General features: G+C 61.2%; 11 protein-coding genes. 7 read left to right on the forward strand and 4 right to left on the reverse strand.

The window, feature by feature from the left end; all coding sequences use genetic code 11:
• Nucleotides 1-633: 633 nt before the first annotated feature.
• A complete protein-coding gene (locus tag BFP89_RS21015) occupies nucleotides 634-1560 on the reverse strand; it encodes a carbon-nitrogen hydrolase family protein (RefSeq protein WP_065887379.1) in 927 nt (308 codons plus the stop codon).
• Nucleotides 1561-1652: 92 nt separating this feature from the next.
• Between BFP89_RS21015 and BFP89_RS21020 the strand changes: the two genes are divergently transcribed.
• A complete protein-coding gene (locus BFP89_RS21020; protein ID WP_065887474.1) occupies nucleotides 1653-2552 on the forward strand; it encodes a LysR family transcriptional regulator in 900 nt (299 codons plus the stop codon).
• Here BFP89_RS21020 and BFP89_RS21025 read toward each other — a convergent pair.
• Nucleotides 2545-2799, reverse strand: a complete 255-nt coding sequence (locus tag BFP89_RS21025) for a hypothetical protein (protein ID WP_003190904.1) — start codon at nucleotides 2797-2799, stop codon at nucleotides 2545-2547. The genes BFP89_RS21020 and BFP89_RS21025 overlap by 8 nt on opposite strands.
• Nucleotides 2800-2961: 162 nt before the next feature.
• Here BFP89_RS21025 and BFP89_RS21030 point away from each other — a divergent pair, with 162 nt between their 5' ends.
• The gene (locus BFP89_RS21030) at nucleotides 2962-3282 is read left to right on the forward strand and encodes a DUF883 family protein (RefSeq protein WP_065887380.1); all 321 of its coding nucleotides are present in this window, start codon (nucleotides 2962-2964) and stop codon (nucleotides 3280-3282) included.
• Between the two features lie 188 nt (nucleotides 3283-3470).
• Here BFP89_RS21030 and BFP89_RS21035 read toward each other — a convergent pair whose 3' ends face one another.
• Nucleotides 3471-4502: an Ldh family oxidoreductase gene (locus BFP89_RS21035; protein ID WP_065887381.1), complete on the reverse strand. Its 1032-nt coding sequence runs from the start codon at nucleotides 4500-4502 to the stop codon at nucleotides 3471-3473.
• A 181-nt stretch (nucleotides 4503-4683) separates the two neighbouring features.
• Between BFP89_RS21035 and BFP89_RS21040 the strand changes: the two genes are divergently transcribed.
• Nucleotides 4684-9822 (forward strand): dermonecrotic toxin domain-containing protein, encoded by a 5139-nt coding sequence (locus BFP89_RS21040; RefSeq protein ID WP_065887382.1) that lies wholly within the window; start codon nucleotides 4684-4686, stop codon nucleotides 9820-9822.
• A gap of 19 nt (nucleotides 9823-9841) precedes the next feature.
• On the opposite strand, the gene BFP89_RS21045 is transcribed toward BFP89_RS21040, so the two are convergent.
• Nucleotides 9842-10111 carry a PepSY domain-containing protein gene (locus BFP89_RS21045; protein ID WP_065887383.1) on the reverse strand — a complete coding sequence of 90 codons (270 nt, stop codon included), beginning with the start codon at nucleotides 10109-10111 and terminating at the stop codon, nucleotides 9842-9844.
• Between the two features lie 148 nt (nucleotides 10112-10259).
• On the opposite strand from BFP89_RS21045, the gene BFP89_RS21050 reads away from it, so the two are divergent.
• The 4 genes from BFP89_RS21050 (at nucleotide 10260) to BFP89_RS21065 (ending at nucleotide 13369) form a co-directional block, all read left to right on the forward strand.
• Nucleotides 10260-11255: a FecR family protein gene (locus tag BFP89_RS21050; RefSeq protein ID WP_065887384.1), complete on the forward strand. Its 996-nt coding sequence runs from the start codon at nucleotides 10260-10262 to the stop codon at nucleotides 11253-11255.
• Between the two features lie 300 nt (nucleotides 11256-11555).
• Complete coding sequence (locus BFP89_RS21055) at nucleotides 11556-12011, forward strand: hypothetical protein (protein WP_065887385.1); 456 nt, start codon at nucleotides 11556-11558, stop codon at nucleotides 12009-12011.
• Nucleotides 12011-12562: an adhesin gene (locus BFP89_RS21060; RefSeq protein ID WP_065887386.1), complete on the forward strand. Its 552-nt coding sequence runs from the start codon at nucleotides 12011-12013 to the stop codon at nucleotides 12560-12562. Before BFP89_RS21055 ends, BFP89_RS21060 begins: the two co-directional genes overlap by 1 nt.
• A 69-nt stretch (nucleotides 12563-12631) precedes the next feature.
• Nucleotides 12632-13369: a hypothetical protein gene (locus tag BFP89_RS21065; protein ID WP_065887387.1), complete on the forward strand. Its 738-nt coding sequence runs from the start codon at nucleotides 12632-12634 to the stop codon at nucleotides 13367-13369.
• The last annotated feature ends 16 nt before the right edge of the window (nucleotides 13370-13385 follow it).

The following is a 13385-nucleotide window of genomic DNA, read 5'->3' on the forward strand; positions in this document are numbered from 1 at the left end:
AGCCGTTACCGCAGAAACGGATATGTACTCGATCTGATCCAGCATCCTGGTCGGCCCTGAGGCCGCCATCGGGGGCAAGCCCCCTCCCACATTTTCACCGGGATCGGCACAAGATACCGGTCGGCTCTAAGGCCGCCGAGCTTTTGCTCTTGATCTCAGGCGCCCCGTTAAACCACGCTGGCCGAACGCAGGCTTGAATCCGTGGGCAACCCGGCAGGACGCCGGGTTAGCCGCACTGGGCCAGGGATGGCCCATTGCGGCGGCCCACGGATTCAAGCCTTCGTTCGGGCACACCGAGCCTGGGCGAGGTGCCGAGTCGTGGGGCAAGAGCGTTTTGCTTACTTTTGCGCTTTTCAAAAGTGAGCCGCTGTAAAAGCGGAACCATTAGCAGCCGTTACCGCAGAAACGGATATGTACTCGGTCTGATCCAACATCCTGGTCGGCTCTGAGGCCGCCATCGGGAGCAAGCCCCCTCCCACATTTGAGCCGGGATCGACACAAAATCCTGGTCGGCCCCGAGGCCGCCATCGGGGGCAAGCCCCCTCCCACATTTGAGCCGGGATCGACACAAAATCCTAGTCGGTCCTGAGGCCGCCATCGGGAGCAAGCCCCCTCCCACATTTTTAACCGCGTTTAGTCAGTGATATAGCGCACCCCAGGCTTGGCGCGCTCGTCCACCGTCAGCTCAAAAACATCCGACCTGGCGTAGTGCCCCACCACGTCATAGTCATAGCGTGCCCGCACCAACTCATCGGTATCGATCCGCGCCGTCAACAGCCCCGCTCCACCCACCAGCGGCCCGGCAAGGATGTCGCCCATCGGCCCGACGATCACGCTGCCACCGGCAATCAACGGACGATCCGCCGGCCAGTTGGCAACCTCCACGCCCAACGCCTCGGGCGAGGCCTGCACCTGGCAGGCGCTTACTACAAAGCAGCGCCCCTCATGGGCCACGTGGCGCATGCTCACCTGCCACATCTCGCGCTCATCCACGGTGGGCGCGCACCACACCTGTACACCCTTGGCGTACATCGCGGTGCGCAACAGCGGCATCATGTTTTCCCAGCACACCGCGCCGCCAATGCGCCCTACTGCAGTGTCGACTACCGGTAAGGTGGAGCCATCGCCCTTGCCCCAGATCAGTCGTTCGGTGCCGGTGGGCATCAGCTTGCGGTGCTTGGCAACGAGGCCGCCGGACGGCTCGAAATACAACACGGTGCAATACAAGGTGCTGCCACTGCGTTCGATCACGCCGAGCACCAGGCTGGCACCGGTGCGCGCCGATAACCCGGCCAAGACATCGGTCTCGACACCCGGCACATCGATGGCATTGGCAAAATACCGCGCAAAGGCTTCACGGCCCTCGGGCAGGCGGTAACCCAGTTGCGTGCCAAACCCTTCGCCTTTGGGATAGCCGCCGAGCAAGGCCTCGGGCATTACCACCAGGTGCGCGCCGCTGCGCTGAATCTGCTCTTCATAGCTCAGTATTTGTTCGAGGGTTTCGGACTTGCCGCCCGGCAGCGAGCCAATTTGTAAAGCAGCCACGGTAGAAACAGGCATCACAGTCACTCCAAGTCGATGGGGGTTGCCCATTCTCCGGCCAGGCTTGATCATGAATAAAGTCCACCTCAGTGCTAAATGATATGAGCCAGATAAATATCGCAGACGTCGACTTGAACCTGCTCAAGACCTTTGAAGCCCTGCATGACGAGTCCAGCGCCAGCCGCGCTGCGTTGCGCCTGGGGGTCACCCAGTCGGCCATCAGCGCCGGCCTGCGGCGTTTGCGCGAGTTGTACGGCGATCAGTTATTTGTGCGCACAGGACGTGGACTGGCACCCACGACACGCGCCAATCAGTTGAAACCGGTGATCAGCGAAGCGTTGGACCGCTGCCGGCAAAGCCTGGCGATGACCAACCCGCAGAGCCCGAACTATCAGGGCCGCTCCGTGGTGCTGGGGCTGTCGGACGACTTCGAGATTGCCTACGGCCGTCGACTGATGGACAGCGTCGCACAGCGCCTGCCGAAACTGCGGGTCATTTTCCGCCAGACCCACAGCCAGATTGTCGCCGACGCCCTGCTCGACCGCAGCCTGGACTTGGCCATCACCGCCGGCGGTTTTGCCGAGCGGCGCCTGAGTCGGCAAGTGCTCGGCGAAGGTGACTATCGCTGCCTGGTGGACCCGGACAGCCTGGCGCCCGGCCAGCAACAGATCGACCTGACGGAGTTCGTCGCGCGTGAGCATGTGCTGGTGTCGTCGGGCGGCTTTATCGGCATTACCGATGAGGGTTTGGCGGCGCACGGCTTGCGCCGCCAGGTGTGTGCGTCCACCAGCCACTTTGCCGCGCTGGCGTTTCTGCTCAAGGGCAGCATGGCGGTGGCGACGATCCCCGGGCATGCCGCCGAGGCCATCGCCCGCCTGACCGGCTTGCGCGTATTGCCCTGCCCGCTGGCGCTGCCACGCTACCCGGTGGAACTGGGCTGGCGCACCCAGGCCCAGCTTGACCCTTTATTGTTGAAGGTGCGCGAAGCGATCGAGGCGTGCTTTATTTAGCCGCCGCCATCAGCTTGTTGACTTCACTGCGCACCATATTGGAAAACTCCGGCGGCGACATGCCGTCAAGTTCGGCACGCACCCATTCGGCCCATTTGCCCTTGCGCTTGGCGCGCTCACCGAACAACCGCGCGGCTTCGCCCTTGGCTTTGCCGAGGTTGGTTTGCCACAGGTCGTAGAGACGGGACTTTTCATCTTCCAGCTCGGCGCGTTCGGCGAGGGTCTTGTTGGCGAGGTTGAAGCTCATGTTGAATTACCTGCTGCACAAATAGGGAACATCTTACACTGAAGGTCCAAAGGACCCGATTTGGATTTTGCCGCAAATGGGCGGCCGGCAAAATAACTGCAACTTTTGCCGGCGCCCGATACTCCATTGTTCACTGTCACATTCACTTGCAAGGAGTCACACATGGCCCGCAAAACCGCCGCCCAATCCGTCGAAGATCAAATCAAGGACCAAGCCTTCAGCGAGCTGACTGCGCTGATCGAAGAATCCGACAAACTGCTCAAAAGCAGCGCGTCCCTGGTGGGTGAGGAAGGTGAAACCCTGCGTGAGCAGGTTGCCATCAAACTCAAGCAAGCCCTGGACTCCGTGTCCAATGTGCGTGAGCGCAGCAAGCCGGTCGTGGATGCCACAGAGACTTACATCGGTGGCCACCCATGGCAGACCGTGGCCATTTCCGCAGGCTTCGGCCTGGTGGTTGGCCTGCTGCTCGGTCGCCGTAACTGACCGGTACGGGTTGCGCTGATTCAAAGCTGGAACTCGGTATAAATGTGGGAGGGGGCTTGCCCCCGATAGCGGTGGATCATTCAGTTCAGTTATGGCTGACCCACTGCCATCGGGGGCAAGCCCCCTCCCACATTGGGTTTCATTGTTTGCTGAATCCTATAGGTCTGCCGGCACCCTCGCACCCGTGTTCAATCCCCCGCCCATTCCTGAAGCTGGTTCAGCTCCTGCACTGGCAGTTCTATGCCTGTTTCCAGCGATTTTGCCCGTGCGCGATGGCGCCGATCCCCCGGTAACCGCCGCAACCCCACCGCATGCATCTGCCGCACCAGTTCATGGCTGCGCTCGGCAAAGCTTTGCCCGGCGGTCTTGCTCGGATCGATCACGATCAGTAACTGGCCGGTCCAGGGCGTACGCGCCCCCGGATGGTCGGCCCAATTGAATTCAAAAGAAAAATGGCCGCCTGTCAGCGCTGCCGCCAGCAACTCGACCATCATCGACAACGCGGACCCCTTGTGCCCGCCAAATGGCAACAGTGCGCCGCCCTCGAGAATCGCTTTCGGGTCCTGGGTCGGCTGGCCCAGGCTGTCCACGCCCATCCCCGGCGGCAGACGTTCACCGTTGCGCGCGGCAATTTGCACATCACCGTGGGCGATGGCACTGGTGGCCAGGTCGAACACAATCGGCGCGCCGCCTGCCTGGGGCGCCGCGAACGCGATGGGGTTGGTGCCGAAGAGCGGCCGGTCGGCCCCGTGGGGTACCACGCACGTCATGCTGTTGACCACGCTGAGCGCCACCAGCCCTTCTTCGGCGAACGGTTCGACGTCCGGCCATAACGCGGCAAAGTGATGGGAATTATGGATCGCCAGCAACGCAATGCCGGCGCTGCGGGCCTTGCTCACCAGCAGCGCACGCGCGGCCGCCAGGGCCGGCTGGGCAAAACCATTGCCGGCATCGACCCGTACAAAGCCTGACGCCACATCGCTGACCATGGGCACGGCAGCGCCGTTGACCCAGCCGCTGGCCAGGGTCGTCAGATACCCCGGGATGCGAAAGATACCGTGGCTGTGGGCGCCATCACGTTCGGCGCTGGCGCAGTTGTGTGCAAGGATCGCCGCCACTTCCGGCGAGGTGCCGTGCCTGACGAAGATACGCTGGAGCAATCCCGCCAATTCAGTGAAGCTGATGAAGGCTGTGACAACGGTCGCAGACTGCGCAGGCATTTGAAGCTCCGTTTTTATGATTGGAAGGGGCAACGAATGGACATCCAGACCGTCGATTAAACACCACCCACGACGCTTGCTGTCAACTGACGGCGAGACTCAGGCTTGACTCAATAGTTACCCCCCGCCCGCCACGGCTGCCCGCCTACCCTGTGTGACCCTATTCACGCTGGAGACAGGCATGACCCGCGTCACCCCGCCGTATTTTTTTGACGAATTCCTGCTGCCCGTCAATCGCTCGACCCTGAGCGAACGCGAACGCGCCCTGGGGCTCACCGTCAAGGACCTGGAATGGCTGCACGGCGTGTATTACGCCAGTGACGCCAGCCGTCAGGATACGCGCCTGCAACGCCACCCCATGCGCGTCGAAAGGCTGTTGATCAACCGGGTGGGCCACGCGGCGATCGTGCTCGCCGGCGCGTTTACGATGAGCCCAAGCCCGGACGGAGCCAAGGCCCTGCTGTACACGCCCTACGGCGGTATCCAGGTGTTTGACAGCCACGCCACGCTGCTCGCAGAGCTCACCCAGGCGCTTGCCGATTCGGTGCAGCGCGTGGCGTTGCTCAGCTTCCTGTCGATCGCGCAGCGCAACAGCCTGTCGGCAGGCAGCGTCCTGACACTGACCACCTTACCGGTGCCGGGCGCGGTCATGGATGATCAGGAGCAAGCCCTGCAGGCCTGCCAACGGGCAAACGTGCAAGCGATGCTTGAGCACTTGCAGAAAACCCCGACCCTCTCGGACATGCTCGATACACTGCTCGGGATCATGGCGCACGCTGATTTCCCCGGCCTGGATCAACGCGAAACGCGGGTAAACTGCTTTATCCGAAGTCCGACGGATGCCGACCGCCGCTGGACTGACTCCCTGGCGCTGCGTGAAGCGCTCCTGCAGTTTTATGTGAAACATGCCTGGCCTGCGGGGCAAACCCGCGAATTCATCAACCCCAAACATGTCACTGCCGACTTCACCCCGACTCGCTTGGAGCAAGACCGCGAGCATTGGGAAACGCTCATCGAGCAGACCTCCGGCACGCTGTCCAAACTGCTCGAGAGCCTGCTGCAGACCTACTGGAACGAAGACATCGACAGCGGCACCTCGCGCCTTGATCTGTTCGCCCAGGTAATGGCGGACAAGTTCCGCCTCGACGTGCTGCTCAAACGCCAGGCCGGCATCCTCAGTGCCGACGAAAGCCACGTGCTCCAGGCCCTGTTCCTCAGCGACCAGGGCGCTCGCAGCGCCTACGCCGCCGACCTGAGCGTGGAAAAAGTGCGTATCCATGCGCCCTACCAGCACTACGTGGAACTGGCCAGTACCCTGATGCTGCATCAAAGCCACGCCTACCTCTACACCCAGTCCCGTGGTGTGCAGGTGCTCCAGGACCTGGATGACCTTAAAGACGCACTGCTGACGATGCTCACGGCGGCCGGACACGAAGACGAACTGCTCAATTTCCTGTCCCTGGACGAGCGCAACACCTTTATCGGCCTGGACTCGATCAACGTTGCCGCACGTCCCGTCTCCGGGCATGTGTTCAGCGACATGCTAGAAGACATCGTCGCCAAGCAGACCAGTAATATGAACCACGCCCTGGGCCTGTATCGCAGCAGCGCCGGCCAGGTGGACCTGGATGCCTTGCTCGATTACGCCCTGGACATCCGCACCATGCTCGACAATCGCCTGGCCGACCTGGACACCCATGGGCGCTGGACGATACATCCCGTCAGCAGTGGCAATGGTCGTCCGACCACGGTGCAGGCCGAGCGCGCCAAGCTGCACCAGCAGCGCCTGCGAGCTGCCGAGGAAGGCCTGAACAGCGAACGCCTGAACCACCCGACATTGCGCAGCATGGTCACCCTGGCCCTGAACACGGAACTGCAGACGCGCCAGCTGGACCTCAAGGCCGATGAGGTCTTTATCAATACCTACTCCTCCAGTGCCCAGCAGCGCGAAGAGCGCCTGCCCGTGTCGTCCCTGAACATGGTTGAACACTTCATCGAGCGCCTGGGCCAGGCGAGCAAGCCGCTTCCCGTGTCCTCCAGGACGGGCTTCTACGAAAGACGCAACCAGGGGGTTGCGCTGAAGCTCAATAACCTCACCCTCAAAACCTTCAATGACACGATCGAACGGGTGTTGAAGGTTTTTGCCGGCCATGAGCTGCGTGACCTGCCGCGCCTGTTCCTGGACAACAACCGAGACAAGCACGCGCATTCGATGCTGCTGGGTTTGCGCAGCGAGGCTGAACTGCGGTTGCTGGGTAAAACCCTGACGGGCCAAAGCCATGCCATTCTCGATACGGTACTGCGCAGCGACAGCCTGGTGCGCCTGACCCGGCATGGGGTCAACGGGTTTCTGCCGGATGCCTATGCGCTGGCGTTGCACCAGGGCACGTCCGACGCGCTGCTGCCGCTGGCCAATCTGTTTGTACTGACCGAGCGCGGCGGCCTTGACCCGGCGCGTTCGGGCCAGGCGCTGCTATGGACGCCACGGCGTGGCCATGAAGTGTTTTCATCGGTCTCGGCCCTGCGCGACTCCATTGCCCAGCGCCTGGCGCATCCGGTCAAACGGCTGACGCTGCTGGAGAATCTGCGCTTGTCCCAGCGCGTGCCCCATCAGGTGTATCGCCTGGCGGCGCTGCAACGCATTGACGATAACCTGCTGGACAATCGCCTGAAGACCTACGACGACGGTGTCATGGACACGGTCGATCATTTACTGGTCATGGACTTGCCCGCGCGCGCCGTACAGGACCGCCTGGATGCGCTCCTGCAAATCCCCGCGCCTACCAACCTGGCACGGGCCAGGGCGCTGGCCGACGCAATGATCACCCAGCAACTGTTGCCCGTGTGGCTGGCAATGGCCCCTGCCCAAGAGCAGATTTACCATGCCGAACTGCTTGAGCAATACCGCAACAGCGCCCCGCAAGAGGAGGACTACCTCCATGGCCTCCCGACCCTTCGCGAGCACGCTTTTTCCGCCCTGGAGAAGCTGCTGCAGGCACGCTTTCCCGAGCACACCATCAGCCCCGACGACGTGCTGATTCCCGTGCACCAGGCCCTCGACATCCACACCAGCAGCCTGACCGACTTTGCCTTGCGCCACTGGCCAGACCTGAACAAGCAAGCCATTCGCCCGCGGTCGCGCACCGCCACACCGCTGCCAGATACCCTGGATGCCAATGCAGTGATCCAGATGGTGCGCCAGCTGGACGTGAAATCGTTCTACCAGCAGCTGTTGCAAACCGAGCTGGACACCCGCACAGAGGCGGCGCGCCAACGCCGGCGCCGGTTCTGCCGGCAATTGCCCTGGCAGGTGTTGCAATACGCCCACGAGCACCATCTGCAGGAACGCCTGTCGACCCAGGCCCTGGGTTGGGTCCAGCAGGCGTTCGATATGCCTGATGCCCTGGCGCGTGCGGCACTGGAGGGCGCGTCGGTGCTGTTTCGGCCCGTGGAACTGGTGGCGACTGCGGGGGCCACGGCCGCCAGGGTACTGGGCATGTACCTGATCAGCGCTGCGGATAAAGAGGCCGGCGCCGTGGTGCTATACGCGCCCTACAGTGAAAACCATGTGCTCAAGCAGTATGCCGATGAACAAGCGCTGCTCGACGAGCTGGAAAGACCTGGTGCACTGCAGGACTGGGTCATCCAGCACCTGGACGATCCGCACCAGGCCGTTTACCGCGACTTGCTGCTGAACAACCGGCATCGCCCCTCGGATATTCGCCTTGCTTCGTCTGCCATAACCGGCAATCTGCTGCAGTATCTGTTCAGCGAGAACACGCTGGTCCTGCTGAAGATGTTCGCTTGCCAATTCAAGGAAGGCAGCCAACTGCTATGGGATAAAGCGGTCGGCCTGTTCGGCAAGGGCATTGCAACGGCGGTGCACTTCATGGCGGGCAAGCTCGCCTATCCGCTGGTGGTGTGGCGCAGCTACACGCTGGTCAAGCGCTCAATGGAGGCGCTGCAAGTGCATCAGTGGCGCGCCGCGATGAAGGACTTCATCCTGGCCGTGGTGCAAATGGCCGCGCTGTACAGCGAGCTCGACGGCAGCGAAACCCCGCCGCCCGATAACGCTGACGTCGTCGACCTGCCGCAGGACAACCTCCCCACGGCCACTGCCCCGGGCCTGCGGGACGTCACTGCCATTTCGCGCACACGGTTGCAGCGCTTCGAGGATCATGACGTCGCCCTGGAGGACCTGGAGCTGACTACCTCCACCCATGTTTACGAGGACCCGGCGAGCGCCAGGACGTATGTACCGCTGGCAGGCAAAGTGTATGCGGTGACGAAAACCAGGGAGCACTGGCGCCTCGGCAACAACGATCAGCAGGGCCCCTACGTGGGTTGCAATTCAAATGGCCAGTGGGTGTTGGACCTGAGCCTGCACAAACCCCGCTTCGGCCAGGCCTGGACGCGTCAGAAAACGCAACGGGCGCAGCGGCGCGAGATCAATATTGAAGCGCGAGGCATAAGGGCGATTGCCGCCGTCTCCAGTTGGAAAGCCCAGGCCATCGACGAAGCGTTGAATGTGGCGACTTACTATGCCGTCAACTGCAAGCGCAACATCCGCCATTTTGCACAGCTGATCACCCCTGATAGCCGAGTGGGTCTGTTTTTATGCGACCTGTTCGGCACCATCAACCTGGCACCGGACCAGGTAAGGAAAATCGAGACCCTCATCGACGGGATACTCGATGAGTTGAGTGACCCGACCTTGATCGGCCCTGACTCAATGCGCCTGGTCAGCGGCAAAAGCCTGATGGACCCCACGAATGATTACGCGATGGTGCTCATCGATGACAGTGAACGCAAAGTGTTTTTGTTCGAACGTTTCTTCGATCCGAATCTGGCTGAATACGCCAACATCCTGAATGCACCCTTCGATATATTCGCTCACGCCAGGGCTTCTACGCTGATTCATGAACTGACGCATTTACGGTTCAAGACCGAAGACATTGCCTACCTGCGGAGCATGGAACCGTTCCGCGACCTGATCGATACCGCAAAGCCTGGTGCTCAGGCAGTGAAAACCCGCCAGGATGACTTGCAAACGACCGCGCTGTCCACGCTGACGCCGGCCCGAATGCTGTTCAAGACATGGGATGACATATCCAATACCTGGGAGGACTACGGCGTTTTCACCACCACCCACTACCTCAAGCGCAAAGTCCTGGGTATTACTGGCGCAAAGACCCTGAATGAGGCACGTCAGGTGTTCATGAGCAATATCGACAAACGCATCGACGTCATTCTCACCAACGCCGATTCGGTCACTTACCTGATTACGCATCTGGGGCGCATGCTGGATGTGGGGGCCTGAACAGGCCCCCAGCGGTTGATCAGTCCTTCTGATCACGCAGGACATTGCCCGACATGCCGTCGATGCGAGCTTCGTAGACGGTGCCGTCGGATTTGCGGCCTTTGACTTCCCAATAGCCATTGTCGTCGGCTTCGGCGGCATAAACTTCGGTATACCCAGCCTTGGTCTTCGCCACTTCAATGGCTTTTTCAATGGTGATCCAGCCCGCACCCGGCTTGTCGGCCAGGGCTGCGCCGGCGCTCAGCAAAGCGGTGGTGGCACACAGGGCAGCTAAGGTTTTCTTCAACATGCTAGTACTCCATGGTTGACGACAGGTTAATTCCTGAATTTTTAGGCGCGCTCAAACAAGAATAAGTTCCAATTGATGTGCAATCGCCATGATGCTGTTCTCGCCGTGTGCTTCGGAGAGTTAGAATGCGGGAAATCAGGATGAGTCAATGAGCGAACAGTCCCTTTCAGAAGCCGAGTACGACGCCATTACCGAAGCCGCCGCGCATTGGTGCATGCGTCTGCATGCCGAGGATTGCTCGGCCGCTGAGCGCCAGGCGTTTGAACAATGGCACGACGCTCACCCGTTGCATGCGTTCGAATACGCGGCGATGCTGGAAGTCTGGGACGTGGCCGATCATCTGCCGCGCAACACACCGATGCAGGTGGTGTTGCCGTTCAAGCCGCGCAAGCGCTGGCGCACCTACGCGGTCGCCGCCGCCCTGTGCCTGGGTGCCTTGCCACTGGCCGCCCTGACCGGCTGGGAAGCCGGCTGGCTGCCCAGCGCCTATAAACACTACGAAGCAACCAATGGCTTGCGCAAGGTCACCCTTGCTGATGGCAGCCAGGTGGAATTGAACCTGGGCACCGAACTGGTCTACAGCGATTACAAGGACCGGCGTCAGGCCAGCCTGAAAAAGGGCGAAGCGTTTTTCAAGGTCGCCCATGACAGCGATCACCCCTTTGTCGTGCAGGCTGGCGAGGGGCAGGTACGCGTGACGGGCACCCAGTTCAATGTCTGGACGTATGCGGACCAGGTGCGAGTGATGTTGCTTGAAGGCTCGGTGCAGATCGCCAGCGACTCAGTGCATGGCAGCGTGCCGCTGACCCCGGGGATGCAGGCCAGTTACCAACGGGGCGACGCCACTCCGCGCGTGGCGGCGATCAAGCCCGATGACACGGCCCTGGCATGGCGCACGGGAAAACTGGTGCTCGACAACCTGGCCCTGGCCGATGCGCTGCCGCTGATCAACCGCTACCTCGACAAACCGGTGATGCTGGCGGACGCAGGCACCGGGAGCATTCGCATTGGCGGTATTTATAACCTCAGTGAAGTCAATAACCTCATCCCCTCCCTGCCCAAGGTATTACCGGTCTACCTGACCCAGAATCAGGACGGCAACCCGGTACTCAACTCCATTCCGCGTAAAACCCCCAAAGGCTGAGCCTGCGCCTGCCGCGTGACCTGTCCATTTTTGAAACACCCAACTGTCTTGAATCGCCCGGCGGGGACGGATTCATCGTTTTGTCATGGACACTGTTTCATCACTGATACAGCTGGCGCGAGCGACCGGGCCTGCGACGCCGGGCGAGGACTGTTTCAGGGTTGAAACACCACAACCGACGAATCCGTCGGTGAAAACCATAACCTGCTGAATCCAAAGTAAAAACAAAAACCGGCACGCCTTCTGCTCTGTCCCTGACAACGCTGTTTAGGGTCAGCGTGAATAATAAGGATTGCCGCCGTGAACACATTCACTCATGCCTCGATAAACGCACTGCTGATCAGTTGCGTGCTCAGTGCCGGCGCCAGCCTGCCGAGCCAGGCGGGTGACGGCGTGATCGTGACGGGGCGCGCCGTACAAGGGCATATGTACGGGCGCACCTCGCTCCCGGACCCCTACCCCAACACGGCCAACGCCAACCCCAGCAAAGAAGTGATCAGTGCCATGTCCGGTGAACTCAGCGACCGGGACATCGGCGGCATCAGCAGCGGTTCGAGCCTTGCGCGCTCGGTGCAGCCCAACGGCAATCTGTCCGGCCTGGGCGCCACGCACACCGGCATGTCGACCCTGGGCAGCGGCGCTGCCGCCGGCCATGGCGCCGGCGCCGGCAACGCAATGGGTGGGCAGATCAGCGATTCGATCCAGCGCGGCATGGCCCCCTTGAACAACCTCGGCAGCATGATGGGGGGCAAGTGATGAGGCACTTCCTGTTGATATTCGCCCTGCTGGGCAGCACAACGGCCCTGGCTGACAACACCGCCGTGATCAATGACAGCGGCAAACAGTACGAGGGTGTTTTGTCGATCAACCAGGCCGCCGGCAATCAACAGCAAATGTCCAACAGCCGCGCGATTGTCCTCGGTGGCCAGGCCACCACCGTCACTATCCAGAAGCTCGACGGCAACGTCGACCCGTCCCTGAACGCCAAGGCGGCGATCCTGGGCACCTCCTTTACCAACGGCAACGGCGTACTGGGCATCAATCAGTCGGCCGGAGCCAATAACCAATCGATCAATGCGGTGCGGATCAGCCTGAGCCCTGGCCCGCAAAGCATCGATGACAGCGTCCTGTTGCAACAGAACACGACGACGCTGGCAAGCGACTCAGGGTCCACCTCCACCACTGGCAGCCGCCAGGTCGTCACCAGCGACCAGGCCTTCACCGGCAGCCGAGGAGTGATTCAGGTGAACCAGAGTGCCGGGGTGGGGAACCGAGTGGCTAACACCCTGGGCATCACTATCAAGTAACTGCTTGATAGACCTTAGTTAGACCGTACCAACACTTAACCCAACTAATTAGAAGCAAGGAGAAACACCATGAAACCTCAAATGGCGCTCAAACCACTGGTTTTCGCTCTCGCCGCGCTCATGGCTGCCGCTGCTCAAGCCGGTGGTGGCTGGCACCCAGCCCCTCAACCCACTGGCACCGTCGCCTCCGTGGTCACCGATGTGCAAAAAAGCCAGGGCAACAAATTCGAGGACAGCAACACCGAAAACAACGCCTCGGCCGACAACTCGGTGACCGGCAACAGCGGTAACGTGGGCGTCAACGTACAGTCGGGCTCCGGCAACCAGGCGGATAACGCCGGTGCCATCTCCAGTGCCAAAGGCGACTTTGCCACCGTGTTCGCCGTGATCGATGTGGATCAAGCCAGCACCAATAACAACTTCGTCAACAAAGGCACGCAAAACAACGCGTCCCTGGACGGCTCCGTCAACGGCAACTCCGGCAACGTGGGTTACAACGGCCAGGCCGGTCAAGGCAACGAAGGTAAAAACAACCTGGCAATCACCACCGCTGACGGCAAGAACATCGCCGCCGCTTCCAACACCGAGCAGAACTCGCTCAACAACAGCTACCTCAATACCGCCGTCAGCAGCTACGGCTACGGCAAGCCTCAATACGTGTCCAACAACTCCAGCCTCGACAACTCGGTTAACCGCAACTCCGGCAACGTGGGTGTAAACCTGCAATCGGGCGCGGGCAACCAGGGCAGCAACAGCCTGTCGATCGGTCAAGGTTGCAGCGTCTGCTCCAGCGGCGTGCGTTTCTGATCCAACGGGGCCTTGG

The sequence above is a fragment of the Pseudomonas sp. 31 R 17 genome (assembly GCF_900004915.1).
Lineage (GTDB): Bacteria > Pseudomonadota > Gammaproteobacteria > Pseudomonadales > Pseudomonadaceae > Aquipseudomonas > Aquipseudomonas orientalis_A.

What these genes read in the sequence shown, in the direction of transcription:
- BFP89_RS21015 (WP_065887379.1), bottom strand. Translation starts at nt 1,560, where the DNA reads ATGCCTGTTTCTACCGTGGCTGCTTTACAAATTGGCTCGCTGCCGGGC.
- BFP89_RS21025 (WP_003190904.1), bottom strand. Translation starts at nt 2,799, where the DNA reads ATGAGCTTCAACCTCGCCAACAAGACCCTCGCCGAACGCGCCGAGCTG.
- BFP89_RS21030 (WP_065887380.1), top strand. Translation starts at nt 2,962, where the DNA reads ATGGCCCGCAAAACCGCCGCCCAATCCGTCGAAGATCAAATCAAGGAC.
- BFP89_RS21035 (WP_065887381.1), bottom strand. Translation starts at nt 4,502, where the DNA reads ATGCCTGCGCAGTCTGCGACCGTTGTCACAGCCTTCATCAGCTTCACT.
- BFP89_RS21040 (WP_065887382.1), top strand. Translation starts at nt 4,684, where the DNA reads ATGACCCGCGTCACCCCGCCGTATTTTTTTGACGAATTCCTGCTGCCC.
- BFP89_RS21045 (WP_065887383.1), bottom strand. Translation starts at nt 10,111, where the DNA reads ATGTTGAAGAAAACCTTAGCTGCCCTGTGTGCCACCACCGCTTTGCTG.
- BFP89_RS21050 (WP_065887384.1), top strand. Translation starts at nt 10,260, where the DNA reads ATGAGCGAACAGTCCCTTTCAGAAGCCGAGTACGACGCCATTACCGAA.
- BFP89_RS21060 (WP_065887386.1), top strand. Translation starts at nt 12,011, where the DNA reads ATGAGGCACTTCCTGTTGATATTCGCCCTGCTGGGCAGCACAACGGCC.
- BFP89_RS21065 (WP_065887387.1), top strand. Translation starts at nt 12,632, where the DNA reads ATGAAACCTCAAATGGCGCTCAAACCACTGGTTTTCGCTCTCGCCGCG.